This is a genomic window from Arthrobacter sp. 05N429, from assembly GCF_056397045.1.
The window spans coordinates 73,042-99,040 of record NZ_JBFTMQ010000013.1 but is presented as its reverse complement, the minus strand read 5'-3'; the positions used below and the strand labels follow the sequence as shown (position 1 = coordinate 99,040).

The window sequence follows — 25,999 nt, the reverse complement described above, 5'->3', positions numbered from 1 at the left end:
CTCCGACGGGATTGAAGCCGTCTTCGAGCGCTACTTCAAGGAGAACTCGCTGCCGGCGGAAACAACGCCCTTTGAGGACGGCGACTCCGATTACGACCCGTTCCTCAGGGCAGGCATTCCCGGCGGCGGGCTGTTCACCGGCGAGGAGGGGAAAAAGACCAAAGCCCAGGTGCAGGCCTACGGCGGCGAGGCCGGCAAGGTCCTCGATTCCTGCTACCACAGGGCCTGCGACACTACCAGCAACATTAACGCCGACCTGTTCAAGGAAATGTCCGGCGCCATGGCCTACGCCACCGCCACCTACGCCCTGGCCCCACGCGGCTGACTGCTGGGCCCGCGGACCTGAAGTTCGCTGGAGACCAAATGCAGCCTCCGCGGCACGTCCGGACTTCCGAGACGTTCCAGAATGAACTTGCCGGCCTGGACGCCGACGGCCAGGTTGCCGTTGTCCACCGACGTCAGGGAGATGTGGCCATTGCCGAAGCCGCCACGATCTCCCTGCGCAGCGGAAGGGCCGAAACGATCCATTACGGGGCAAGCCTCATCCCGGTCACTGTCGCAGAGCCGGCCTGAGCTGCAGCGGCTCTTTTCCGCCAGGCCATGGCCGGACCCGGGGCCGAGCAGGTACAACTGAGTCATGACGACCTCTCCCCTAGTGCTCGGCCCCATGATGCGCTACGTGGACGAGACCTCGGCGAGTGTCTGGGTGGAGACCCGGACTGCCGCCCGGGTCTCCATCCGTGCCGGCGGCAGGCAGTGGGAGGCCGGCACTTTCGCCGTTCACGGCCACCACTACGCGCTGGTGGAGCTGGACGGGCTGGAACCGGGAACGGTGACGCCGTACCTACTCGACATCGACGGAACACAGGCCTGGCCCGAACCCGGGCAGGAGTTCCCGCCGTCCATGATCGCGACGCTGGAAACCGGCAAGCCGCTGCGGATGGCCTACGGCTCCTGCCGGACCAGCGTCCCGCACGATAAGTCCGGGAACCGGACCCACGGCGTCGACTCACTGCGCGCCTACGCACTGAACATGGCCTCCGGCGGTGACCAGCCGTGGCCGGACCTGGTGGCCTTCCTCGGAGACCAGGTGTATGCCGACCTGACGAGCGACCAGATGCAGGAGTTCATCCGTGCGCGGCGCGACATCGAGGCGCCTCCCGGCGAGGAACTCAAGGACTACGAGGAATACGCCCACCTCTACTCGCTGGCCTGGTCAGACCCGGCAAACCGGTGGCTGCTGTCCACCCTGCCCAGCGCCATGATCTTCGACGACCACGACATCCGCGATGACTGGAACACCTCGCTCAGCTGGAAGAAGGACATGGAAGCCACCTCCTGGTGGCATGAGCGGATTGTCGCGGGGCTCGCCTCGTACTGGGTCTATCAGCACCTGGGGAATCTTTCACCGCAGGAGCGGGCCGAGGATGCCATCTGGCAGCAGATCGCCGCGCACGAGGGCCAGGACGAGATCGATGTGAGCGCAGCCCTGGACAGTTTCGCGGACCGGGCAGATCAGGACCCCGGATCGTACCGGTGGAGCTACTGCCGGGATTTCGGAGACACGCGGTTGATCGTGGTGGATTCCCGGGCGGCCCGGGACCTGACACCGGACCACCGCGCCCTCGTTGACAAGGCGGAAATGGCCTGGCTCGACGGCCGGATGCGCGGCGGATTCCGCCACCTGCTGGTGGCAACGTCGCTGCCTTTCCTGCTGCCGATGGGCCTGCACTACGTCGAGTCCTGGAACGAGGCCATTTCCCAAGGTGCATGGGGAAACCGTGCCGCCCGGATCGGCGAAACGCTTCGCCAGGCGGTGGACCTGGAACACTGGGGGGCCTTCCAGAACAGCTTCCGGGAGGTCGCGGCCATGGTGGCCGAGGTCGCCGACGGCAAGCGCGGCCCGGCCCCGGACACCATCGCCTTCCTCTCCGGAGACGTCCACTACTCCTATGTTTCGGAGGTGGAGCGGACCTCGGGCAGCCGGATCGTGCAGGCCGTCTGCTCCCCCATCCGCAACCCGCTGCCCCGGCTGATGAGGTCCTTCGCGGCCGTCATGTCGTACGGCCTGGCCACGCCGGTCGGCGCCCTGGTGGCCCGCTCGGCCAAGGTCCCGGACCCTCCGTTCCGCTGGTCCGGCGTGAAGGGGCCATGGTTCGACAACAACCTGGCCTGCCTGGAAGTGGCTCCCGAGGGGCTGAAACTGTGGTGGCAGACGGGCGTCGTGGACGGCGGGGACCAGCTGCATCCCGGGCTGAAACGCGTCGCCTCTGTCACATTGGCGCCGCGAAGCACGGGAGCCGGAGACGGACCCCCGTGAAAGAGTCCCACCCGTGAAAGAGCAGGGCCGGGGCCTGCTGCCGGGCAATGCCGATACAGTGCTGGACCGGGCGCTGTTTGTGTTCAGTGGCGTGGCCGCCGTCTGGCTCGCCACCTTGCTTCTTGAAGAGAGCCTGCGGCCGGGCATGGCCTGGTTCGCGGTAGTGTTCTGGGCCGCCCTGGCGTACTTGGTGCTGCCCCGTGTTCACCGGATCCTGACCAGGATCTATCTTCCCGATTACTTCATTGGCCGGGCCCGGACCAGCGACGGCCTGCTGGGTGACCCGGTCAACATGGCCTTGCTCGGCAGCGAGGATCAGGTCCACGCCGCCATGCGCCGGGCCGGCTGGACCCAGGCCGACGACGTCGATCTGGCGAGCAGCCGGCGGATCATCGTGTCTACCCTGACCCGCCGAAGCTACGAGGAGGCGCCGGTCAGCCCGCTGTTCATCTTTGGCCGCCAGCAGGACTTTGCCTATCAGGAGGAGGTCGACGGGAGCCCGGGAAAACGGCATCACGTCCGTTTCTGGCGCTGCCCGCCGGGGTGGGTGCTGCCGGGCGGCGTCCGGGTCGACTGGCTTGCCGCCGGCACCTACGACCGCGCCGTGGGGTTGTCGCTGTTCACTCTGCAGATCACGCACAAGATCGGTGAGAACACCGACGACGAAAGGGACCACATCCTGGCCGCCCTGAAGAAGGCCGCCCCCGAGGCCGAAGTCACGGTCATCCGGGATTTTTCCACCGGTTACCATGCGCGCAATGGAGGCGGTGACACGATTTCCACCGACGGGGACCTGCCGGTGGTCGACCTCGCGTCCCTGACCGCGGCCCCGGCTGGGCCGCCCCGCAGGCCGGAGCGCAGCCGGGACAGGAGGCCAGCCCCGACCCTGTTCGGAGGGGTTCTCGTCTTTTTTCGCGGAATCGCCGCCCTCGTCCTCGCCGCCTCGCTGCTGACCGGCGTCAATCCCGCCGTCGCAGCAGGACCTGCCGGGCCGTCGACGGCTGCTGCAACCGCACTCGCAGTGTTCGGCATCGGAGAGATCGTCCTGGCCTGGGGCGTTTTGCAGGGCGGAAATCTCGCCAGGGTCGTGGCCATGCTTCTCAGCGCCGCCGCCATCATCACCCAGGCCGCCAGCGTCCTCAACGGCGGCCCGGCCGTCGACTTCGGGACCAACCTTCTCGGTCTCTCGCTGGACATCCTCCTCATCATCGCCCTCTCCAGTCAGCATTCCCGCACCTACGCCAGGAACTCCAGGCAGGGCAGGGTCCCGCGCAGTCGAGTCGCCGCCGTGTGAACCAAAGGTCAAAATCCGGGGTCAGGTCCGCGAGATCGGATTTGGCGACCGCAGCGGCCCGGTTCTCGGCGCGTTCGGCTCGTAGCGCTCCAGCGCCGTGCCTCCGGCCACGATCTTCCTCAGTTCGGCGAGCCCTCCTGACAGTTCGCCGGAAGCGCGGGCCTGGACCAGCACGTTCCCGAGGGCGGTCGCTTCAACCGGGCCGGCGATGACGGGTTTGCCGGTGGCGTTGGCGGTCAGCTGGCACAGGAGCCTGTTTTGCGAGCCGCCGCCCACAACGTGCACGACGTCGACGGCCCGGCCGGCGAGGCGTTCGGCGTCGCTGATGGTCCGGGCGTAGCCGGCGGCCAGACTGTCCAGGATGCAGCGGACGATCGCCGCGGGCTCGTTCGGCAGGACGGCACCGGACGCGCCCGCCGCGGTGCGGATCCGGGCGGGCATGTTGCCGGGCGGGGTGAAAGCCGGGTCATCGGCGTCGATCAGGGGTCCGCCCGCCGGCAGCGCTGCGGCTCCGTCGAGCAGTTCGGCGAGGGAAAGCGTCGGGCCGTGGGCGGCCCAGGTGCGCTGGCATTCGCTGAGCAGCCACAGACCGCCGACGTTCCGCAGGTAGCGGATGGTGCCATCGACCCCGCGTTCATTGGTGAAGTTCGCCAGCCGGCTGGCCTCCGCGAGGACGGGGTGCTTGAGTTCGACGCCCACCAGGGACCACGTGCCGGACGAGATGTAGGCGAAGTCCTCGGTCTCCGCGGGGACCGCGGCGACGGCCGAGGCGGTGTCGTGCGAGCCGACGGCGACCACCTTGGTCCCTGCCGCAAGACCGGCCCGGGCGGCAATGGCCGGGAGCAGGGTGCCGACGGTTTCCCCGGGCTGGACCAGCGGCGGGAAGAGATCCAGGGGCAGCTCCAGTGCGGTCAGGAACTCCGTGGCCCACTCCCCTGCCACAGCGTCGAGCAGGCCCGTGGTGGACGCGTTCGTTACCTCGGTGCGGCGCTGGCCGGTGAGGAGGAAGGCGATCAGGTCCGGAATGAGCAGGGTCTGGACGCCGTGGAGGTCCGCCTCGCCCGCGAGCTGGTAGATGGTGTTGAATTCCAGGAATTGCAGCCCTGTGGTCGCGTACAGGAGTCCCGGGTCGAGGCGCCCGTGGACTCCCGCCACCACACCGCGGCTCCGGCCGTCCCGGTAGCTGAAGGGCTGCGCCACCAGCTGGCCGGCGGCGTCCACCCTTCCGTAGTCCACGGCCCAGGTATCGATGCCGATGCTGGCGATTGTTTCCCCGTGCGCCGCCGCGCTGACGGCCGCGGCCGCCAGCCCGGTGAGCACTTCGGCGAACAGCGCGGTGAAATCCCAGCGCAGGCCGCCGTCGGATTCCTGCACGCCGTTGGGGAACCGGTGGACCGTTTCCAGGCTCACCTCCGGGGTCCCGCCCGCACGGGAAATCCTGCCCAGAATGACGCGTCCGGAGGAGGCGCCGATATCGACGGCGGCGAACACGCTGCCCCCGGCCCCGGCCGGGGCGTCGGCCGGGGATGGCTCGGCGGTCATCGGAGGAAGGCGGTGGCGACGCCGGCGTCCACCGGGATGTGCAGTCCGGTGGTGTGCGACAGCTCGCTGCCGGTGAGGACGGCGACGGCGTTGGCGACGTTTTCCGGCAGGACCTCCCGCTTGAGCAGGGTGCGCTGGGCGTAGTACTTGCCCAGGTCCTGCTCGTCGACGCCGTACACGGCGGCGCGCTTGGCACCCCAGCCGCCGGCAAAGATCCCGGACCCCCGGACGACGCCGTCGGGGTTGATGCCGTTGACCCGAATGCCGTACTCGCCCAGTTCCGCCGCGAGCAGCCGCACCTGGTGGGCCTGGTCGGCCTTCGTGGCGGAGTAGGCGATGTTGTTCGGGCCGGCGAACACGGAGTTCTTGGAGGAGATGTAGACGATGTCCCCGCCCATGCCCTGGTCCATCAGGACCCTCGCCGCGGCCTTGGACACCAGGAACGAGCCCTTGGCCATGACGTTATGCTGCAGGTCCCAGTCCTTCTCCGTGGTCTCCAGCAGCGGTTTGGAGATGGAGAGCCCGGCGTTGTTGACCACCAGGTCCAGGCCGCCGAAGGCCAGCACTGCAGCGTTCACCGCGGCCACGACCTGGGCCTCGTCCGTGACATCGGCCTGGATCCCGACGGCGACGTCGGAGCCGCCGAGCTCGGCCGCCACGGCCTGCGCGTTCTCAAGGTTCAGGTCCGCGATGACGACGCAGGCCCCTTCGGCTGCAAGGCGGGTGGCGATGGCCTTGCCGATGCCCGACGCCGCCCCGGTCACCAGGGCGATGCGGGTGGCATGGGTCTTGGGTTTGGGCATCCGGGCCAGCTTGGCTTCCTCCAGGGACCAGTATTCGATCCGGAACTTCTCGGATTCCTCGATCGGGGCGTAGCTGGAGATGGCTTCGGCTCCGCGCATGACATTGATCGCGTTGAGGTAGTACTCGCCGGCGACCCGGGCGGTCTGCTTGTCCTTGCCGTAGGAGAACATGCCCACCCCCGGGACCAGGACGATAGCGGGGTCAGCGCCACGCAGGGCAGGTGAGTCTGCGCCGGCGTGCCGGTCGTAGTACCCCTGGTAGTCCTCGCGGTAGGCGGCATGGAGTTCCTTCAGCCGGGCGATGGAATCCTCGACGGACGCGTCCGCCGGCAGGTCCAGGACCAGAGGCTTGACCTTGGTGCGCAGGAAGTGGTCCGGGCAGGAGGTGCCCAGCCCGCCAAGGCGCGGATGTTCGGCGCCCTCAAGGAAGTCCAGCACCGCGGCATCATCGCTGAAATGCCCGACGGCAGGCTTGTCGCTGGACGCCAGCCCGCGGATCACCGGCGCCAGCGCGGCGGCCCTCGCCCGACGTTCCGCCTCCGGCAGGGCGCTGTAGCCGGGCAATTTCGGTCCGAAAGGTTCGGGCCGGCCGTGTTCGGCGATGTACTTTTCGGCCCGTTCAATGATCCACAGGGAATTCGTTTCGGCTTCTTCGCTGGTGGCGCCCCAGGCGGTAGTGCCGTGGCCGCCCAGGATGGTGCCGACGGCCTGCGGGTTGGCGTCCTTAATCGAGGCGATGTCCAGGCCCAGCTGGAAACCGGGGCGGCGCCACGGAACCCAGGCTACCTTCTCGCCGAAGATCTCCTTGGTGAGGGCTTCGCCGTCGGCGGCCGTGGCGATTGCGATGCCCGCGTCCGGGTGGAGGTGGTCGACGTGGGCTGCGTCCACCAGCCCGTGCATCGCTGTGTCGATCGAGGGGGCGGCGCCGCCCTTGCCGAACAGGCAGTAATCGAACGCGGCCACCATCTCGTCTTCGCGCTCGACGCCGGGGTACACGTCTTTCAGGGCCTGCAGCCGGTCCAGGCGGAGGACCGCCAGCCCGGGTTCGGTCAGCGTGCCGAGGTCGCCGCCGGAACCTTTGACCCACAGGAGCTGAACGTCTTTCCCGGTCACCGGGTCCTTGCCTGTGCCCTTGGCGGAGGTGTTGCCACCGGCGAAATTGGTGTTCCGCTTGTCGGCGCCGAGGCGGTTGGAGCGGGCAATCAGCTGGTCAACAGTTGGATTGGTCATGGTCTTAGGCTCCCCATCCGGCCTGGTGGCCGCCTTGGCGCTCGGCATTGATTTTCTCCTGGTATCCGCTGGCTGCGAAGGCCGCCATCGGATCGGCGGGCAGGCCCCGTGATTCGCGCCATTCCGCCAGTCCGGGTCGGACATCGGTGTAGAAGGCGTCCATCAGCACCGCGTTGGCGGCCAGGACATCCCCCGCGTTCTGCGCCGCGTCAAGGGCTGCAGTGTCGACCAGGAGCGCCCGGGCCGTCATCTCCTGAACATTGAGCACGGAGCGGATCTGGCCGGGGATCTTGCCCTCGATGTTGTGGCACTGGTCCAGCATGAACGCCACTCCGGCGGCCGGTTCGAGGCCGCCACCGCGGACCACTTCCGCCATGATCCGGAACAGCTGGAACGGGTCCGCGGCTCCCACAATCAGGTCATCATCGGCATAGAAGCGTGAGTTGAAGTCGAAGGAACCAAGCTTCCCGAGGCGCAGGAGCTGCGCGACGATGAACTCGATGTTGGTTCCCGGCGCGTGGTGTCCGGTGTCGAGGCAGACCTTGGCCTTCTCGCCCAGGGCGGCGCAGTGCACGTAGGAAGTGCCCCAGTCCGGAACGTCGGTGTGGTAGAAAGCCGGTTCGAAGAATTTGTACTCCAACACCATCCTCTGGTCTTCGCCGAGCCGGTCGTAGACCCTGCGCAGGGATTCCGCCAGCCAGTCCTGGCGGGAGCGCATATTGCCCTGGCCCGGGTAGTTGGTCCCGTCGGCCAGCCAGATTTTCAGGTCCTGCGAGCCGGTCATGTTCATGACCTCAAGGCACTCGTACATGTGGTCCACGGCCTTTTGTCGCACGGCGGGATCGCTGTGCGTGAGGCTGCCGAATTTGTAGTCGTCGTCCTGGAAGGTGTTGCTGTTGATCGTCCCGAGCCTGACCCCGAGGCCGTCCGCGTATTTCGCGAGTGCCGTGTAGTCGTCGACCTTGTCCCAGGGAATGTGCAGGGCCACCGAGGGGGCCAGCCCGGTCAGGGCGTTGACCTGGGCGGCGTCGGCAAGCTTTTCCTCGATGGTGCGGGGGGTGCCCGGGGTGGCGAACACCTTGAACCGGGTGCCGGAGTTGCCGAACGCCCAGGAAGGCAGCTCGATGCTTTGGTGTTCGAGGGTGGTCAGAACGTCGGTGGGGATAGACACGTCAGTCTCCTAGGGACTTGGACTGGGTGAGGGCGGACGTGGCGGCAGCCAGCTGGTCCTCGAGGTTGAATACTTCGGTCAGTTGGAGGAATCCCGCATCCGGGGTTCCGCGCAGGTCTTCGAAGAAGCCGGACATGTCGGCCTGCCAGCGGGCGTTGACGTCCGTGGCTGCCATCCGGGCCTGGGCCTCTTCGAGGTTCTCGGTTTCGAAGTAGCCGATCAGCAGCCCGTCGGCGCGGAGGAAAAGGGAATAGTTGTTCCAGCCTGAAGCTTTCAGGGCCTGGAGCATTTCCGTCCACACGGCGGCATGGCGGCGGGTGTATTCGGGGATGAGTCCGGGTTTGAGCTGGAGCTGGAAGCAGACTCGTTGCATGCTCATGAGAGCACCACGTGGCGGTGTTCGATGCCGAGCAGGGAGGCGGCCGCCTTGATGTCCGCCGCGCGGTGTCCGACGCAGAGCGCCCAGTGGTGGCCGATGCCGGTCTGGCTCCAGTGGTCCACCCAGAGCCCCGGGTCACCACCGAAGTCCACCCGCGAGGTGGTGTTGCCGATCGCCAGGAGGGGGCCGGGTACGACTTCCCCCTCGGAGGTCACGAAGACGTAGCTGCCGTCCGGGTCCTGGCCGAGACCGAACGTGGTGACCGGGCCGGAACGGACGTCGAATTCCACCGAGACACCCCAGCCGCGTTTGCCGTGGAAGACGCCGAGCCCGCGCAGGAGGGGTTCCTTCGCCGACACGGCCAGGTGGGCGGGGCCGTCGTGGCCCATTTCCACCACGTTGTCGAAGAAGTTCAGGGCCTGGATTTCGGTGAACGAACCGCCGGCACCGATCGCCTGCGCGGCGAGCATGGCGATGGAGGTCCGCAGTTCGAACTCGCCCGCCATCGGGATTCCCCGGGCCGTGAGGATGGAGGACCCCAGGATCATCCCTGCGCCGAGCCGTTCGTGCTGTTCACCGGCGAGGCCGCGGTGGTAGTAGGCCACGGAGTCGAGATCGAAGTCCTCCACGAGCCGGTCCAGGCCGACGGAGACCTTGGCGCCCCAGGCGAAGTCGTCGTCGTTGACGGAGTGGTCGAGGACAAACAGCTCCCGGGCAAGGTCGAGGCGCTCAGAAACCTCAGAGCCGGTGACCTCGTTCACGCGCTCCCGGAGGTCGTCGAATTCCAGGACTTCCACGTGGGAGCCGAAGGTCGTGGAGACGGTGGTGAGGTCGGTGGCGACGTCGAGCATGCCGGGGTACAGGTGGCCCATGAGCCCGTGCCGGGCGTTGCGAAGCCTGGCACGGACACCGGCCGCGTGCACCCACCCGGTGATGCGGTCCCAGGCGGATTCCTGCTTGAGGTGTCCGGAGACGGAGCGGAACTCGATCCCGGCCCGGCGGAAGACGTTGGCGACCTCGGGGACCGGGCACTGCCCGCAGTAGGCCAGCCATTTGCCGGTGTCGAAGTTGGCGTGGTCCATGGCCTCGGTGGGCTGCAGGTCGATCACCAGGACCGGGGTCTTGGCCCGCTGGGCGATCGGCAGCACCATCGACGAGGTCAGGTAAGTGGTCAGGAAAATGACGATGAGGTCGCAGTCGGCGACCCGCAGCTTTTCGCCAGCGGCGGCGGCTTCCTGGGCGTCGGAGATGAAGCCGGTGTCGACGACGTCGGCGTCGAGCTCCTCGAAGCGGGCCGTGACGTAGCGGACGGATTCCTGCAGCTGCGGCAGCAGCTCCGGGAACTGGGGCCAGTAGGCGCCGAGGCCGCCGGAGACCAATCCGATACGGGTGGGCCGGCGGCGGTGCGGTCTTAGCAGCCGGTCAGCCGGTTGTTTCTGGTTCATTGTGGGGGCCTTCCGGCATGGAAAAGGAACTCGTGGGGCTCAGTGCGGTGGTGGCGCCGGGCAGGCTGTTGCCAGCCTGCCCGGCGGCCCGGTGTGGGCGACTCAGTGCGGGCAGCTCAGAAGCAGCGGCCCAGCTGCTCAGAAGTCGTACTTGTCGATGTTCTCGGCGTTGAAGACCGTGGGAGGCCCAACAATTACGAGGCCACCCTTCTCCACCTTGCGTTCGCCCAGCTCGCCGGCGGTGAAGGTGTCCCCTTCGGCGCCGGTGATCTTGCCATCCTTCAGCGCCTTGCCGGCGAAGGCGGCAACGTAGCCCAGCTGGGCCGGATCCCAGAGGGCGAATTCCTTGACGGTTCCGTCCTTGACGAAGGGGCGCATTTCATTCGGCAGGCCCAGACCGGTGAGGGCGACCTTGCCTTTGTACTCGGAGGTCGAGAGGTACCGGGCGGTGGCTGCAATGCCCACGGTGGTCGGCGAGATGATCCCCTTCAGGTTCGGGTGGGCCTGCATGAGGCCCTGGGCTTCCTGGAATGACTTGGTGTCGTTGTCGTCGCCGTATACCTTGGCCACGAGTTTGATGTCCTTGTAGGCCGGGTTGGAGGCCAGTTCCTCCTCCATGAACTTGATCCATTCGTTCTGGTTCGTGGCGTTGGCCGTGGCGGACAGGATGGCGATTTCGCCGCTGCCGCCGATCTGCTCGGAAATCAGCTTGGTCTGGATCAGGGCAACGTCCTTGGCCACGACCTGGCTGATGAAGACGTCGCGGCAGTCGGGGTTGGTGTCGGAGTCGAAAGCGACGATCTTGGCGCCGGCGGAGCGTGCTTCGCCGAGGGCCGTGCAGACGGCGTCGGGGTCATTGGCCGCAATCGCGATGACGCTCGTGCCGGCCTGGGTCTCCGCGTTGATGAAGGACACCTGGCTGGAGGCGGAGGCTTCCAGCGGTCCGACGACCTGGGAGGAGGCGAAGCCGGCTTCCGTGGCGCCTTTCTTGCCGCCACCCAGGACGACGTCGGTGTACGGGTTGTTGAGCTGCTTGGGGATAAAGGTGATCTTCAGGTCCCCGCCCGCGGCGGGGCTGGTGCCACCGGCAGATCCCGAGCCGCTGTTGCAGGCTGTCAGGGCTAGTGCGGCAGCGGCGGCGATGGCCACCATGCCCGCCAAACGGCCGGTCTGGCCTGTGCTCTTGCGGTTCAACATCATTGTTCTTCCTTTTTCCTGGTGCGGTCGGTACCGCCGGTCCGGTCTGGACGCGGCAGCGGTGGTGCGGTGGTCGGGTTGTCAGCTGGTGCTGCGGGTGAAACTTTGGCGGACCCGCCTGGTGTGGCGCCATTGCTTGATCGCGGAGCCGACGCTCGGCGCCACGACGGAGACGATCAGCAGCAGCCCCGTCACGGTGATGAGGACGACGTCGGACACGCGGGCCAGGCGGAGGGCGTAGTTGAGGGACCCGATCAGCAGGACACCGGCAATGACGCCGGGGATGGATCCCTTCCCGCCGAAGATCGAGACGCCGCCGAGGAGGACTGCGGCGATGACGGCCAGTTCCAGGCCGGACGCGTTGTCGCTGCGGGCACTGGTGTAGCGCAGCGTCCAGTAGATTCCGGCCAAGGCCGAGACGGCACCGGATGCGACGTAGAGCCAGAACTTGCTGCGGGCCACCTTGATGCCCACGAAGCTGGCGGCTTCCTTGCTGTAGCCGATGGCGAACAGCCCGCGGCCGAACGGCGTGAAGTGCAGCAGGACCCCGAAGAAGACAATGACGAGAACGACGCCGATCATGACGGTGGGAATGCCCGTGCCGCCAAGCTTGGAGGTGAAGAACGCCGTCAGCGCCTTCGGAAAGTTGGCTACTGCGTTGTCGCCGATGATGACGAGGGCCAGGCCGCGGAACAGGGCCAGGGTGCCGATCGTGACTGCCAGGGAGGGCAGTCCGAGGACCGCGATCAGGAAGCCGTTGAACATGCCGGCCGCGATGCCGGCCAGCAGGCTGATCGTCAGCACCAGCCAGATGTCCATGCCGCCGGCCCAGAGCACACCCATCAGGGCGCTGGTCAGCCCTGCAATGCTCGCGACGGACAGGTCGATTTCGCCGGTGATGATGATCAGGGTCATCGGCATGGCGATCAGCAGGACCGGAATTACGTCCAGGAGCAGGAATCCGGTGGTGACCGGTGAGGCGAAGCGCGGGATGGTGATGGCGGCGTAGATGAGGAACGCAATCAGGGCGTAGACGGTGATGGCGTCCCGGCCGGCCAGGATCCGTGCCGCACCGGTCTTGCCCTTGGGCTCGGAGGCCAGCGGCTTGGTGTTGTCAGCCACGGGGGCCGGTGCCGTGCTGGTTTTCGACGTGGTTTCAGACATTGCGCGCCTCGCTTATCCGCAGTTTCTTGGCTGTGCGCAGGCTTGCCACGCGGTCGATGATGATGGCCGTGAGAATCAGCACGCCGACGATTGCCTGCTGCCAGAACTTGTCGACCCGCAGGGCGGTCAGGGAACTGGTGATCGTGGTCAGGAGCAGGGCGCCGAGCGCCGCTCCGGTGACCGATCCGCTGCCGCCGAAGATGGCCACTCCCCCGACGACGGCGGCGGCCACCACGGTCAGTTCCATGCCGGTGCCGGTGGTGGCGCCGACCGAGTTGAAGCGGCTGGCGTAGAGCACGCCCGCCAGTCCGGCCAGGGCGCCGTTGGCCAGGAAGGCAAGGAACACGCGCTTTGACACCTTGATGCCGAAGGCGGTGGCCGCATCCGGATCTGAACCGATGGCGTACAGGTCCCGGCCCGGACGGGTGCCGGCCATGTAGACCGCCACCGCGGCGACCACCAGGATGGCCACCAGGGTGATGATGGGGAACCCCAGCACGGTGTCCACGGAGAGCGCACCGAAGGCGTCCGGCCGGTCACCGGCAAAGTACTGCTTGCCGCCGGCCCACGCGTTGTTCAGGCCGCGGAACACGTAGAGCGTGCCGAGCGTGATGACGAGGGCCGGCACCTTGGCCGCTGTCACCAGGAGGCCGTTGATCGCCCCGAGGAGCGCGCCGAAGGCCATGCCGATCACGAACACCGCGAAAATTGGAATATCGGGCATCGCGGCGAAGATGGACCCGGTGCCGAAGGCGACCAGGCCCAGCATCGACCCGACGGACAGGTCAATGTTGCGGGTGATGATCAGCAGGGTCTGCCCGGCGGCCAGGATCATCACGATGGTGGCGTTCAGCAGGAGGTCCTTGACGCCCTGCGGCGTGAGGAACAGGGGGTTGATCAGGTAGGTGACGAGCACCAGCAGTGCCAGTGCGATGATGACGGGCAGTTCCCGCAGCCGCAGCACGGAGGCTGCGGCGCCCCGGGCGCTGCCGGCGGGCGCCGTCGTCGCCGGCTTTTTGTGGTCCAGAGCTGAGCTCACGGGGTACCTCCTGCGGAAGACGTAGCGGCGTGCATAACTGACTCCGGGTTCGCGCCGGCGCGGTCGAGTTCGGCGGTGATCCGCCCCTCGCGCATGACCAGAACCCGGTCCGCCATCCCGAGGACTTCGGGCAGTTCGGAGGAGATCATCAGGATGGCGATCCCCCGCCCCGCAAGGTCGGAGATGAGCCGGTGGACCTCGCTTTTGGTGCCGACGTCGATTCCGCGGGTGGGTTCGTCGATGATCAGGAGCCGCGGGTCGGTGGCGAGCCACTTGGCCAGCACCACCTTCTGCTGGTTTCCGCCGGAGAGGGTGGAGACCGCGTGCTCCTGCGACCCGGCTTTGACCTGGAGCCGCTTGCTCCATTCCTGGGCCGCACGGCGCTCTGCGGCGCCGTTGATCAGCCCCGCCGTTGCCAGCTTGTTGCGCAGCGTGAGCGTGACGTTGCGGGCCACGGAGAGGTTCATGACCAGTCCCTGCTTGCGGCGGTCCTCGGGGACGAATCCCATGCCCGCTGTGATGGCCGCCTGCGGATCGCGTGGTTTGAGTCTGCTTCCCTTGAAGCTGATCTCACCGGTGTCGTAGGGGTCGATGCCGAAGACGGCGCGTGCCACTTCCGTGCGGCCGGCGCCCACCAGGCCTGCCAGTGCCACGATCTCGCCGGCGCGGACTTCGAAGCTGATGTCGCGGAAGACCCCGGCCCGGCTGAGTCCGTCGACTTTCAGGACGGTATCTCCGATTTCGGCAACCGTCTTGGGGAACAGCGCCTCGATGTCACGGCCCACCATCTCGCGGACGATCTCCGCGACGGTGACGTCTGCGGTCCGGTGCGTGGCAATGTACCGGCCGTCCCGCATGACGGTGATCCGGTCGCACAGATCAAAGACCTCGTCGAAGCGGTGCGAGATGAAGAGGATGCCGGTTCCCTTGTCCCGGAGGCTGCGGGCGACGGCGAACAGGCGCTCCACTTCAACACCGCTCAGGGCGGCCGTCGGCTCATCCATGACGAGTACTTTGGCGTCGAGCGAGATGGCCTTGGCGATCTCGATGATCTGCTGGTCCGCGATGGAGAGGCCCTCGGCAATCCGCGTCGGATCGATGGGGACGCCGAGACGCTCGAAGAGCTTGCCCGCCTCCCGGACCATGGTTGCCTTGCTGATCAGGCCGAACCGGCCCTTGGGCTGGCGGCCGACGAAGATGTTTTCTGCGACGCTGAGGTCCGGAAAGAGCGTGGGCTCCTGGTAGATGACGGAGATACCAGCGGCCTTGCTGTCGCCGACGTTGCGGAACTGGACGCTCTCGCCGCTGACCCTGAAGTCCCCCGAATCCGGGTGGTGCAGGCCGGCGAGGATCTTGACCAGCGTGGACTTGCCGGCGCCGTTCTCGCCGACCAGTGCGTGGATTTCGCCTGCCCGGATTTCAACGGTGCCGTCGGCCAGGGCGACCACCGGGCCGAAGGTTTTGGCCGCGTGGGAAAGGGAAAGTACCGGCCCCGTTCCGTCCTCCGAGGGACCGGACCGGGAGCTGTCTGTCTGCTGCATCTAATAACCGCACCTTTGGGGCTGAGTGAACTTCATAATGAATCGTTTCAGAGCTGCTGTGATTTGAATCATAGGAGCACGGCGGCCCGCCCGTCAAGACATGTCAGATTCTCACAGGCGAAGTTTTTGATTCGTTTCATTGAAAGGGTTCAAAACGGGCGGCGGACGGGTATCCTGAGGGCACCAACAGGTACGCCCCGCTCGCCCTCCCCTGGGCAGCGACGTCCGCATTCAGGAGCTCAGGAATGAATTCAGCCAGCGTCAAGGACGTCGCGGCCCTGGCCGGCGTCTCGGTCGGGACGGTATCCAATGTGCTGAACCGCCCGGAAAAGGTGTCCACGGAAGTCACAACCCGGGTGCAGGCAGCAATCGACAAGCTCGGCTTCGTGCGCAACGACGCCGCCCGCCAGCTGCGCGCCGGCATGAGCCACAGCGTTGGCCTGGTGGTGCTGGACGCCGCAAACCCCTTCTTCACGGAACTGGCCAGAGGAGCGGAGGACCGGGCAGCCGCAGAGCATTTCACCGTGCTGGTGGGCAACAGCAGTGAGGACGCGGGGCGGGAGGCAGCCTACCTTGACCTCTTTGAACAGCAGCGCGTCCGAGGCGTGCTGATCTCCCCCGTGGGAAACGTGATCCCCCGGCTCGAACAGCTGCGACGGCGGGGCATCCCCACCGTCCTGGTGGACCGGCAGGCGGACAACCTGAGTTTCTCCTCCGTTGCCGTCGACGACCTGGCTGGCGGCGAGATGGCCGTCGCGCACCTGCTGTCCGTGGGCCGGCGTCGGATCGCCTTCGTGGGCGGCCCGGAGACTATCCGCCAGGTGGCCGACCGGCTGTCCGGAGCACGGAAGGCCATGCAGGCGGCACCCGATGCCAGCCTGGAAGTTATCGAAACGGAGTCGCTGACAGTGCTGTCCGGCCGTGCCGCCGGTGAAGCCATCCGGCTCCGGCCCGCAGGAGAACGGCCCGATGCGATCTTCGCGGCCAACGATTTGCTCGCCGTGGGTGTCCTGCAGGGCCTGATGCTGATGGGCGGTGTGCAGGTACCGCAGGAGATTGCGCTGATCGGCTACGACGATATCGAGTTTGCCGCGGCCGCCGTGGTCCCGCTGTCATCCATCCGGCAGCCCAGTGCCCTGATTGGTTCGACAGCCCTGGAGCTGCTGCTCCGGGAGGCGGACCCGGACGCAGGCTTCGTCCCACGCCAGGTCGTCTTTCCGCCCGAATTGGTGGTCCGGGCGTCCACGCTCAGCTGACGGCGCGGGGCTGAACCCAACAGTTTGATGCTGCGGGTCCAGGTCAGGCCGTGCGGTGGTGGTCGGTGCCGCGCATGCGGATGGCCACGAGAATTCCCGACAGCGCGGTGAGGGCTCCAACAACCCCGACGGCGGCCGGAATGCCGTAGGAATCGGCGATGATGCCGGAGAGCAGAGCGCCGATGGCGAACCCGCCGTCGCGCCAGAGCCGGTAAATCCCGACCGAGCGTGCCCGCCATTCCGGGTGCGCGACGTCGCCGATAGTCGCGAGCAGGGTGGGGTACACCATTGCCGTGCCGAGTCCGAGGAGCACAGCCGCGGCCAGCCAGATCCCGAAGTCCTGGCCGACGGCGATCATCGCCAGGGCGCCGGACTGGAGCAGCATACCGCCGACGATCAGCCATTTCCGGCCGTATTTGTCCGACAATGCTCCAGTAACGAGTTGCGCGGCGCCCCAGACCGCGGGATAGACGGCGGCGAGGATGCCGATCTTTTCGATCGTCAGTCCGGCGGCAGCGAAAAGGACGGGGAAGAGCCCCCAGGCGAGGCCGTCGTTGAGGTTGTTGACCATCCCGGCCTGACTGACCGAAGAGAGTGACTTGTCCCGGAAACTGGTGAGGGTGAAGATTTCCCGGTTGCTCAGTTGCCCGTGGGCGCCGGCGTGGGCGTTCGTGTGGTTGGCCGCCTCAAGCCGGGCATGGCCCCGGGTTTCCTTCACGGCGAACAGCGATAGTCCGAGTCCCAGTGCTATGTAGGCGGCGCCGAGCAGGAACGGCCCGGGCCGCAATCCGTAGGTGGCTGCGATGTAGCCGGTGGCCAGCGCGGTTCCGGCGACGCCCAGGTAGCCGGCTGCTTCGTTCAGGCCCATGGCCAGGCCTCGCCGGGAAGGGCCCACCAGGTCCATTTTCATGACGACGGTGGTGGACCAGGTGAGCCCCTGGCTGATGCCCAGGATCACATTGGCGGCGATGATCCAGCCCCAGCTCGGCCCGAAGATCAGCATCAGCGGGACCGGCAAGGCGATGACCCAGCCTGCCATCAGGACGGGTTTGCGGCCATAGCGGTCCGACAGGGTGCCAGCGAAGTAGTTCGTGGCGGCCTTGGCGAGTCCGAAGGCGAGGATGTAGGTCAGCGCGGACGTGTAGAGGTCCAGATGGAAGACCTGCCCGGCAAGCAACGGGAGCACGGTGCGCTCCTGGCCCAGTGTGCCGCCGACGGTGTCAGTCAATTGCCGCTGCTGCGGACTAGCTGGCGGAAACGGATTCCGCTGCCTGCTGCCGTGCGGTCCAGGCGGCGTAGCTGCCGTCGAGTTCGATGACGTCGTAGCCGGCGCGGCGGAGCGCGCTGGCCGCCACGGAGTTCCGGACGCCGCTCTGGCAGTAGCTCACGATGGTGCCCTCGGCGGGCAACTCGTCCAGGTGCCACATCACGCGGCCGCCGCTGAGCTGGTGCGAGCCGGGGATGTTCCCGGCGGAGTGCTCAGTGCGGTTGCGCACGTCCAGGACCATCGCGCCGTCGAAGCCTTCGAGCTCTTCGGGCTGGATGAGCTTCGGCGTGCTCGTGGGCAGGCCCTCGAAGCCCGTGACGTACCCGGCGACCTTGTCGATGCCGACGCGGACCAGGTGATCCCACATGTCCTGCGCGGCGTCCCGGTCCGGAGCCAGCAGCACCAGGGGGTTCCTGTCAGTTTCCGGGTTCACGACCCAGGCGCCGAAGCTGGCCACGGACTTGCCGGCCGGGACGTTGAGGGAACCGGTGACGGTGCCCTGGTGGACCTGGTCGTTGGGGCGTGTGTCGATGAAGGTCATCGTGTCCTCTGCCAGGTCTTCGGCAACGGAGGCGAGGTCCAGTTCCTGCAGGGGTGCGCGCTCGCCCATAATCGCCGGACCCTCGCGGTTTTCCCGCTTCATCCGGCCGAAGTAGGCGTGGGCGTCGGGCTGGCCGTCGAGCAGTTCATCGATGAAGCCCTGCTCGTCGTTGGCCGCCAGGTAGGGGCCCCACCAGGCGTAGAGCCGCTCGTAGCCGACCGTGGAGGACGGGATGGCACCCAGGGCCTTGCCGCAGGCGCTGCCGGCACCGTGGGCCGGGTGGACCTGGACGTAGTCGGGCAGGGTGATGAATTTGTCCCGCAGGCTGGCGAAGAGCTGCTTGGCCCCCACGAAGCGGGTGTCCACGCCGCCGGCAGCCTCATCCAGCAGGTCTGGGCGTCCCAGGTCGCCGGAGAACACAAAGTCACCGGATAGCAGGTAGCCGGCGTGGTCGCTGAACGCGCCGTCGGTCACCAGGAACGACAGGTGCTCCGGGGTGTGGCCGGGGGTGTGCCGGGCCGTGATGCTGATGTTGCCCAGGGTGATCGTGTCGCCGTCGAACAGCCGCTCCCCCTCGAATCCGTACTGCCAGTCCGGTCCGCCTTCGCCGGAGACGTAGATCTTCGCGCCGGTGGCCGCGGCGAGCTCGCGGGTGCCGGAGAGGTAGTCGGCGTGGATGTGGGTCTCGGTGACGGCGACGATCTTCATGCCGTTCTTCGCGGCGAGAGCCTGGTAGACGGCGATGTCGCGGCGGCCGTCCACCACAACCGCTTCGCCCTTGGCCTGGCAGCCGATCAGGTAGCTGGCCTGGGCGAGGTCTTCGTCGTAAATGCGTTCCAGAAGCATGTGTTCTCCTTCGTAGAGGGTGGGGATGTCCCCGTCGACTATGAATAATTTCAATATCCCTGTGGGTATCGTGCAGAAATGCGTGGCGCTAGCGCCTGCCGCGCTCACGTGCTCTCCGGGCGTCAGGCTGGGAGCATGCCCGCCGGGTACAGCTCAAGTGGTGGGCAGGCCCGCGCGGGTCCACGCGATCATGCCGCCGTCCATGGTGTCTGCGGTGAAGCCGGCACCGTTGAGGGCATCGGCCACGCGGGCACTGCGGTTGCCGCTGCGGCAGATGGCGATGACCGGAACCTTCGGGTCCAGTTCGGCCAGCCGCGCCTGCAGTTCGCCCATGGGGATGTGGAGCGCGCCGGGGATCATGCCTTCGGCAACTTCGAAGTCCTCGCGGACGTCCAGGACCTGCGCCTGGTTCCGGCGCTGGTCCGCTTCGGTGATGCTGATTTCTGCCATGGTGGTGCCTTTCGTTTCATGATGTGTGCTGGTTGGGGCGGGCCCAATCAGGCCGGTGTGGGCAGAGCGTGTTGGCCGGCGGTGCGGTTGGTCTTTCGCAGGGGGCAGGCACTGACAAAGAACCAGCAGACTGCGGCTGCGGCGAGCGCGGCGCCGGCGACGCCCAGGACGATCGGTCCGCGCAAGTCCCCGGGGACCTGCTGGATGAGGACGAAGGCGCCCATCACAAGGACGAACCAGCCGAAGCCCTTGCGCAGGGCCGCTTCCGGAATGCGACCTGCGAGCTTGGAGCCAATCAGGGTGCCTACGATGGCGGCCGCGGTAACTGCCAGGGTGATTCCCCAATCCAGCTCCACGGTCGTGAGGTAGCCGGCCAGTCCGGCGAAGGACTTCATGGCGATCACGACGAGCGAGGTTCCGACGGCGATTGCCATCGGCAGGCCGCCGAGCAGCGCCAGGGCCGGAACCACCAGGAATCCACCGCCGGCGCCGACGAGGCCCGTGACCAGGCCGACGACGAGGCCGTCGAGCAGAACGCGGAACAGCGGCAGTTCGGCGTGCTTCGGCGCTTCCGTGCCCGCGTCGGCCTTCTTCTTGCGTCCGCGGATCATGGCAATCGAGGTGGCCACCATCATCAGGGCAAACGCGATGAGGAGGATCTGGCCGGGGATGTGCCCGCCCAGGAGTCCACCCGCAAAGGCGCCGACCATGCCGGCGACGCCGAACAGCAACCCCGTGCGCCACATGACGCGTCCGGCGCGGGCATGGCTGAAGACGCTGACGGCCGAGGTCACGCCGACCACGAAGAGGGACGCCGCAATGGCTTCCTTGGCTTCGAATCCGGCCACGTAGACCAGGATCGGCACCGTCAGGATGGAGCCGCCGCCGCCGAGCACACCGAGCGACAACCCAATGAGCACCGACAGGGCGAGGACGAGGATCAGCGTCGCGGTCATGAGGCTTTGGACTCCGGGGTCACGGCGTTCGCGGCAGGGAACTGCAGGATGGCGGACTCGCGGGTCGGCTCCTTGGCTGTCTTGTTCCATGGCATGGCCGAGATGGCTTGGCCCATGGCGCACGTGTTGGTGGCGGCGGAGAACGCCAGGCCAGTGCCGATGGCGCCGGCGAGGAGCCGGACCTTCGGAGAAACGAACTTGCCGCCGACAAGGCCCAGAACTACGAGGGAACCGGCAGCAAGCCGGACCTGGCGTTCAAGGTCCCAGCGGGCCTTCCCGCGGACTACGTCTCCGCCGATCTCAGCGAACGCCGGGGCTCCGCCGGTCAGGACGTACGCAGTGCCGATCCCCGCACCGCCCAGGCGCTGCCGCGCCTGTTCTGCCCGCGCTCCCGACTGGCACACGAGGACGACGCGGCTGCCCAGGCGGGCCGCCAGTTCGTCCGTGTGCTCGGAGAGCAGCGGCAGCGGGACGTTGTAGGAGCCGCGGATGTGCATGTTTTCAAACTCCGCGGCCGAGCGGACATCGATCACGATGAGGTCCTGGTGTTCCTGGAACCAGCTGCGCAGCGCTTCCGGAGCCAGAGCGGTGACGGCCGGCGCGGATGAGGAGTGGGCGGAGGGAGTGGACGGGGGCGTCATGGGGTCCTTTCGAAACAAGCAAAAGTGAATACCCCACCGAGTATTACAGATACCCCTGGGGGTAGTCAAAATACCCACGGGGGTATATTCCTCAACCCGTCCGTCCCAGGCTTTGGAGACACCCATGGACCTTGATTCACCAGAACTCGCCCCCGACATCACCCCTACGGATGCCGACGCCCGGTGTCCTTACCGCCCTGGCGGTCGCCTACGGGCCGCGGCTCCGGGTCAGCGAGGAGCGAGGACGCAGAACTCGTTGCCTTCTGAGTCAGCGAGGCAGACCCATGGCACATCGCCCTGGCCGACGTCGGCATCAGTGGCACCCAGTGCGCGCAGCCGGGCCACCTCTGCTGCTTGCTCATCGCCCGGGTAGGGCATCAGGTCGAGGTGGACCCTGCCCCACACAGACTTCGCAGCCGGCGTGCGAATGAACTCCAGATACGGCCCCACGCCCTTGGCCGACCGCAGCCTTGCATGGTCGTCGGTCACTTCGTGCAAGGTCCAGTCCATCGCCTCGCCCCAGAACCCAGCCATGGCCCGCGGATCCGCACAGTGGACCACTACCGCGGCGATCGGTCCGGTGTCCCGGTAGATTGAGCGGGGCTCCAGCACACGGAACAGGTTCCCCTCCGGGTCGGCCAGGACCGTCCATGGCGTGTCCCCCTGGCCCGCGTCTGCGGGTGTCGCACCGAGCTCCAACAGGTGCGCGACCAGCTCCGCCTGATGGGCCGCAGAGGTGGTGGCGAGGTCGAGGTGCGCGCGGTACCTCACAGTCTCTGGGTCCGGGACGGTGACGACATCGACGCAGACGGCGACGGGGTCCGGCCACACGAAGCCCACGGGTTCGACATTGGTCACCCCGGGTCCCTCGCTGGAGACACCCCAGCCGAGCGCCTCCGCCCAAAACCGGCCGAGCGCGGAGTCATCCCGAGCCTTGAAATTCACCTGAACAAGTCGCAGCGCCATACCGCCCGACCCTATACCCGGGCAGCGGCATCCACCCCCAAGATGAGCGAGCCGCCAATAGGCGGCCAGCCCTGCGGTGCGGCCATCTGACCTATGCCTGCTTTTAGGTTCCGCAGAACGTCCGGTAAGGGCCGAAATCCTTCGGCGCGGGGGCGGCGTAGGGCTCCAGCTCCGGACGCTCGTCGTAGGGGTTGGTCACAGCCTCGAGGAGACGCATGAACGGATCCAGGTCGCCGGCCGTAGCGGCGTCGAGGGCCTCCTCGACCAGGTGGTTCCGCGGGATGTAGGCGGGGTTGACCCGGTCCATGGCGTCGGCGTCGGGACCCAGGGCGCTCCAGCGCACGGCCCACGCATCGAAGGCGGCCGGGTCGGTAAACAGGCGACGCACGCGGGCAGAGCGGCCGCGGGCCGCCTCGGCCAGACCGCGGAAGAACGCTGTGTGGTCAGCTTGGCCCGCCTGCAGAAGGCTGATCAAGTCATCCACGAGGGGCGAGGCGACGCCGTCGTCGAGGTCGCCGGGCAGACCGAGTTTGGCCTGCAGCCCGGCCGACCAGGCCGCACTGTACTGCCGGCGGAACCCCGCGAGCGAGTCTTGCGCCAGGGCGACCGCCTGCTCCTGTTCGTCGTGGAAGAGGGGCAGGAGGGACTCGGCGAGGCGGGTGAGGTTCCATTCCGCCGCCAGTGGCTGATTGCGGTACGCGTAGCGCCCGGTCTCGTCGATCGAGCTGTAGACCGCGGCCGGGTCGAAGGCGTCCAGGAAGGCGCAGGGGCCGTAGTCGATGGTTTCGCCGGAAATCGTCATGTTGTCGGTGTTCATGACCCCATGGACGAAACCCACCAGCATCCACCGGGCCACCAGCGAGGCCTGGGCTGCTATCACCGCCTGGAGCAGCGCGACGTAGGGGTTCCCGGCCTCCGCCGCCCCGGGGAAGTGACGGGCGATCGCATGATCGGCAAGGCGGCGCAGGAGGCTGATGTCGCCCGTGGCGCGGGCGTACTGGAAGCTGCCGACGCGCAGATGGCTGCTGGCGACGCGTGTGAGCACCGCTCCGGGCAGCATGGTCTCGCGGAGCACGGGACGCCCCGTCGCCACGACGGCAAGGGACCGGGTGGTGGGGATGCCCATGGCGTGCATCGCTTCACTCACGATGAACTCGCGCAGCATCGGGCCGACGGCGGCGAGGCCGTCACCGCCGCGGGCGAAGGGCGTGCGCCCCGAGCCTTTGAGGTGGATATCGCGGAGACGGCCTTCCTCGTCGGTGATCTCACCGAGCAGAAGCGCGCGCCCGTCACCGAGGCGGGGGGCCAACCAGCCGAACTGGTGCCCGGCATAGGCCTGGGCCACGGGGGTGGCACCGCCGGGGACAAGGTTCCCCGTCAGCAGAAGCAAGCCGTCCGCCCCCTGCAGGTAGGCGGGGTCTAGGCCCAGCTCGGCGGCGAGCGGCTCATTGAGCACCAGGAGACGGGGGTCCGGAACCTGCTCCGCCTGCCAGGGAATGGCCATTTCGGCGAGGTCCCGGGCAAATCGTCCGTTCCAGGGGACGGTGGAGGGGGCCGCGGCAGTCATACAACCAGATTATCCCCCGGCACGTTGAACCAGGCGTTACTGGCGTTTCATCAGCCCGCCGAGGATGCGGGCTCCTTCGGGAAAAGCGGCGGGGTTGGGTCCGGCGTAGTTGAGCCGGATGAACTGTCCCGCCGGCTCGGCCGGGAACCACTCGGTGCCCGGGGCGATGATGACCCCGGCAGCTTCACAGTCGCGGGTGAGTTGTTCGACGTCGGTCCCGTCGGGCAGGCGCACCCACAGGTTCAGCCCTCCCTTCGGAAGGTGTTCGATATGGGCCTGCGGGGCATGTTCCCGCAGGCTGCTGGCCAGCAGGTCGCGGCGGGCGTGGAGCTGGTGGCGGAGACCGCGGAGGTGGGTCTGCCACGCGGGCTGTGTCACGACGTCGAGGGCCGCCGACTGCAGCACGCCGCTGACATACATCGACTCGGCACCCCGGTCCGCCAAAATGCGGTCGCGGGCCGGGCCGCGGGCAATCACGGCGGCTACGCGGATGCCCGGGGACACGCTCTTGGTCAGCGAGCGAAGGTAGACGACATGCCCGCCGTCGTCGCGGGCCGCCACAGGATCGGCGGACGTGGTGATGCCGAAATCGTGCGCCCAGTCGTCTTCGACGAGGAACGCGCCGTGGGTCCGGACGACGTCCAGCACTTGTTCGGCCACCCGCGCCGGCCACTGCGCGCCGGTGGGATTCGCATAGTTCGGCTGGGCGTAGAACAGCCGTGCGCCGGTTTCCTCGAGGGCCCGGGCCAACTCTGCCGCGTCGGGGCCCTCCGGCCCGCTCGGCACCGGGACAACATGGACGCCGGCCTGCGCCGCAGCCAAGATGGCCCCCCAATAGCTCGGTGACTCCATCAGCAGGGACTGCCCGCTGCCGGCCAGGGCGCGGAATACCGAGCTGAGTCCGCTCTGGCTTCCGGGCAGCACGATGACATCACTCGGCGTCGGCGGGGTGACGCCGGCCGGCGTGGCGGCCCGGAGTTCCTGGGCGAACCAAGCCTGCAGTTCCGGCAGTCCCGCCGCCGGCGGACGCGACAGGGCCGCGTCGCCGCGGGCTGCCCGCGACAGAGCGGCACGCACCAGCCGCTCGGGCAGGAGTTCCCGGTCCGGGTAGCCCGAGTGGAAGGCAATGACATCGTTCGATGCCGTGCGCATGGCAGTCGAGACCGGTCGCAGCGGCGCCTGGGGTGAACGCAGCGCTGCCGTCTGCCAGCCATAGTCGGCGGGCCGCGCTGTCCGGACGGCCCGCACAAACGTCCCGACGCCGGGCCGGCTCTCAATCAGTCCCTGGGCCGCGAGGGTGCGCAGTACCTTCTGCACTGTCACGGGGCTGGCCCGATAGTCGGCGACCAGCGAGCGTGTGGAGGGCAGCCTGGCCCCCGGCGGGGCCGCCGCGATCCACTCACGGAGTCGTTCGGCGATGCGGGAACTGCTATCGTTGGACATGAGAGTCAATAGTAGCGCTACTGTTGCTTTGCGGCCACCGATATCCTCCAGACCGCCGAACGGCTTGGGGTGGGGCCTGCTCGGAGTAGCAGCCTTCTCCTTTACCGTTCCGTTCACCCGGCTGGCAGTCGGCGGACTGGATCCCTTGTTCATCGGCTCCGGCCGCGCCGTGGTGGCCGCGGTCCTCGCCGCGGGCGCGCTCGCCCTCACCCGGCAGCGCCTGCCGCACGGCGTCCAGTGGAGAAGCCTGGCCATCGTTGCCGGCGGGATCGTCGTCGGCTTCCCGCTGCTGACCTCGTTCGCGCTCACCGCAGTCCCCGCCGGTCACGGTGCCGTCGTCATCGCCTTGCTACCGGCAGCGACTGCAACGATGGCGGTCCTCCGCGGCCGCGAACGTCCGCGGCCCGCCTTCTGGGTCATCTCCGCGGTCGGCGCAGTGGCAGCAGTCGCCTTCGCCTCCGCGCAGTCCGACGGCTTCGGGCAACTGCACTGGGCAGACCTCCTGCTCTTCGGTGCCGTCCTGGCCGCGGCCGTCGGATACGCCGAAGGAGGCCTGCTGGCACGAGACCTCGGCGCGTGGCAGACCGTTTCCTGGGCGCTCGTCCTCGCCTCTCCCCTGATGGTGTTCCTGCTGGTCCTCTCAACATCCCAGCAGTCGCCCTCGGGCACACCCGTGCAATGGGCCGCCTTTGCCTACCTCGGCGTCGTCAGCATGTTCCTCGGCTTCTTCGCCTGGTACCACGGGCTGGCCATCGGCCCGATGGCCCAGGTCGGCCAGGTCCAACTCATCCAGCCCGTTTTGAGCATCTGCTGGGCAGGCCTCCTGCTGGGCGAAACCCTTGCCTGGACCACGATCGCCGGCGGCCTGGCCGTCATCCTCTGCGCCGGACTGGCCGTCCGCACGCGGCTGACCCTGCCGCCGTCGAACGTTCCGCGATAGC

At 67.6% G+C, this 25,999-nt stretch carries 23 protein-coding genes; 6 read left to right on the top strand and 17 right to left on the bottom strand.

Going from position 1 to position 25,999, the window contains the following annotated elements; all coding sequences use genetic code 11:
- From AC1DF4_RS17075 to AC1DF4_RS17060, 4 genes are all read left to right on the top strand, one after another.
- On the top strand, positions 1-325 hold a 325-nt coding region (locus tag AC1DF4_RS17075), incomplete at its 5' end, for a M28 family peptidase (protein ID WP_476913999.1).
- A gap of 38 nt (positions 326-363) precedes the next feature.
- Positions 364-573, top strand: a complete 210-nt coding sequence (locus AC1DF4_RS17070; RefSeq protein WP_476913998.1) for a hypothetical protein — start codon at positions 364-366, stop codon at positions 571-573.
- A gap of 64 nt (positions 574-637) precedes the next feature.
- Entirely contained in the window at positions 638-2,320 is a 1,683-nt protein-coding gene (locus tag AC1DF4_RS17065) for an alkaline phosphatase D family protein (protein ID WP_476913997.1), read from the top strand.
- A gap of 13 nt (positions 2,321-2,333) precedes the next feature.
- Positions 2,334-3,614 (top strand): LssY C-terminal domain-containing protein, encoded by a 1,281-nt coding sequence (locus AC1DF4_RS17060; RefSeq protein WP_476913996.1) that lies wholly within the window; start codon positions 2,334-2,336, stop codon positions 3,612-3,614.
- 21 nt (positions 3,615-3,635) lie between these two features.
- Here the strand turns inward: AC1DF4_RS17060 and AC1DF4_RS17055 are convergent, their stop codons facing one another.
- The 9 genes from AC1DF4_RS17055 to AC1DF4_RS17015 all read right to left on the bottom strand — a co-directional run bounded on the left by AC1DF4_RS17055 (position 3,636) and on the right by AC1DF4_RS17015 (position 15,125).
- Complete coding sequence (locus tag AC1DF4_RS17055; protein ID WP_476913995.1) at positions 3,636-5,156, bottom strand: rhamnulokinase; 1,521 nt, start codon at positions 5,154-5,156, stop codon at positions 3,636-3,638.
- Positions 5,153-7,189, bottom strand: coding sequence for a bifunctional aldolase/short-chain dehydrogenase (locus AC1DF4_RS17050; protein ID WP_476913994.1), 2,037 nt, complete (start codon positions 7,187-7,189; stop codon positions 5,153-5,155). Before AC1DF4_RS17050 ends, AC1DF4_RS17055 begins: the two co-directional genes overlap by 4 nt.
- Positions 7,190-7,193: 4 nt before the next feature.
- Entirely contained in the window at positions 7,194-8,360 is a 1,167-nt protein-coding gene (gene rhaI, locus AC1DF4_RS17045) for an L-rhamnose isomerase (protein ID WP_476913993.1), read from the bottom strand.
- A 1-nt stretch (position 8,361) separates the two neighbouring features.
- Positions 8,362-8,739 (bottom strand): L-rhamnose mutarotase, encoded by a 378-nt coding sequence (locus AC1DF4_RS17040; protein ID WP_476913992.1) that lies wholly within the window; start codon positions 8,737-8,739, stop codon positions 8,362-8,364.
- On the bottom strand, positions 8,736-10,184 hold the full coding sequence (locus AC1DF4_RS17035) for an arabinose isomerase (protein WP_476913991.1): 1,449 nt from the start codon (positions 10,182-10,184) through the stop codon (positions 8,736-8,738). The genes AC1DF4_RS17040 and AC1DF4_RS17035 overlap by 4 nt, the downstream gene beginning before the upstream one ends.
- A 138-nt stretch (positions 10,185-10,322) precedes the next feature.
- Positions 10,323-11,384 (bottom strand): rhamnose ABC transporter substrate-binding protein, encoded by a 1,062-nt coding sequence (gene rhaS, locus AC1DF4_RS17030; protein WP_476913990.1) that lies wholly within the window; start codon positions 11,382-11,384, stop codon positions 10,323-10,325.
- A 78-nt stretch (positions 11,385-11,462) separates the two neighbouring features.
- Positions 11,463-12,545: an ABC transporter permease gene (locus AC1DF4_RS17025; RefSeq protein ID WP_476913989.1), complete on the bottom strand. Its 1,083-nt coding sequence runs from the start codon at positions 12,543-12,545 to the stop codon at positions 11,463-11,465.
- Positions 12,538-13,584 (bottom strand): ABC transporter permease, encoded by a 1,047-nt coding sequence (locus tag AC1DF4_RS17020; protein WP_476913988.1) that lies wholly within the window; start codon positions 13,582-13,584, stop codon positions 12,538-12,540. Before AC1DF4_RS17020 ends, AC1DF4_RS17025 begins: the two co-directional genes overlap by 8 nt.
- Complete coding sequence (locus AC1DF4_RS17015; protein WP_476913987.1) at positions 13,581-15,125, bottom strand: sugar ABC transporter ATP-binding protein; 1,545 nt, start codon at positions 15,123-15,125, stop codon at positions 13,581-13,583. Before AC1DF4_RS17015 ends, AC1DF4_RS17020 begins: the two co-directional genes overlap by 4 nt.
- Positions 15,126-15,370: 245 nt before the next feature.
- On the opposite strand from AC1DF4_RS17015, the gene AC1DF4_RS17010 reads away from it, so the two are divergent.
- Positions 15,371-16,381 carry a LacI family DNA-binding transcriptional regulator gene (locus AC1DF4_RS17010; RefSeq protein WP_476913986.1) on the top strand — a complete coding sequence of 337 codons (1,011 nt, stop codon included), beginning with the start codon at positions 15,371-15,373 and terminating at the stop codon, positions 16,379-16,381.
- A gap of 43 nt (positions 16,382-16,424) precedes the next feature.
- Here AC1DF4_RS17010 and AC1DF4_RS17005 read toward each other — a convergent pair whose 3' ends face one another.
- From AC1DF4_RS17005 to AC1DF4_RS16970, 8 genes are all read right to left on the bottom strand, one after another.
- A complete protein-coding gene (locus AC1DF4_RS17005; protein ID WP_476913985.1) occupies positions 16,425-17,609 on the bottom strand; it encodes an MFS transporter in 1,185 nt (394 codons plus the stop codon).
- 16 nt (positions 17,610-17,625) lie between these two features.
- Complete coding sequence (locus AC1DF4_RS17000) at positions 17,626-19,035, bottom strand: MBL fold metallo-hydrolase (RefSeq protein WP_476913984.1); 1,410 nt, start codon at positions 19,033-19,035, stop codon at positions 17,626-17,628.
- 153 nt (positions 19,036-19,188) lie between these two features.
- The gene (locus tag AC1DF4_RS16995; RefSeq protein WP_224049521.1) at positions 19,189-19,485 is read right to left on the bottom strand and encodes a rhodanese-like domain-containing protein; all 297 of its coding nucleotides are present in this window, start codon (positions 19,483-19,485) and stop codon (positions 19,189-19,191) included.
- 47 nt (positions 19,486-19,532) lie between these two features.
- Complete coding sequence (locus AC1DF4_RS16990) at positions 19,533-20,441, bottom strand: sulfite exporter TauE/SafE family protein (protein ID WP_476913983.1); 909 nt, start codon at positions 20,439-20,441, stop codon at positions 19,533-19,535.
- Positions 20,438-21,082 carry a rhodanese-like domain-containing protein gene (locus AC1DF4_RS16985; protein WP_476913982.1) on the bottom strand — a complete coding sequence of 215 codons (645 nt, stop codon included), beginning with the start codon at positions 21,080-21,082 and terminating at the stop codon, positions 20,438-20,440. The genes AC1DF4_RS16990 and AC1DF4_RS16985 overlap by 4 nt, the downstream gene beginning before the upstream one ends.
- Positions 21,083-21,310: 228 nt before the next feature.
- Complete coding sequence (locus AC1DF4_RS16980; protein ID WP_476913981.1) at positions 21,311-22,048, bottom strand: VOC family protein; 738 nt, start codon at positions 22,046-22,048, stop codon at positions 21,311-21,313.
- Positions 22,049-22,151: 103 nt separating this feature from the next.
- On the bottom strand, positions 22,152-23,615 hold the full coding sequence (locus AC1DF4_RS16975; protein ID WP_476913980.1) for a protein adenylyltransferase SelO: 1,464 nt from the start codon (positions 23,613-23,615) through the stop codon (positions 22,152-22,154).
- A 36-nt stretch (positions 23,616-23,651) separates the two neighbouring features.
- Complete coding sequence (locus tag AC1DF4_RS16970; protein ID WP_476913979.1) at positions 23,652-25,058, bottom strand: aminotransferase-like domain-containing protein; 1,407 nt, start codon at positions 25,056-25,058, stop codon at positions 23,652-23,654.
- Here AC1DF4_RS16970 and AC1DF4_RS16965 point away from each other — a divergent pair.
- Entirely contained in the window at positions 25,057-25,998 is a 942-nt protein-coding gene (locus tag AC1DF4_RS16965; RefSeq protein WP_476913978.1) for a DMT family transporter, read from the top strand. The two genes, AC1DF4_RS16970 and AC1DF4_RS16965, sit on opposite strands and share 2 nt — an antisense overlap.
- Position 25,999 lies beyond the last annotated feature (1 nt).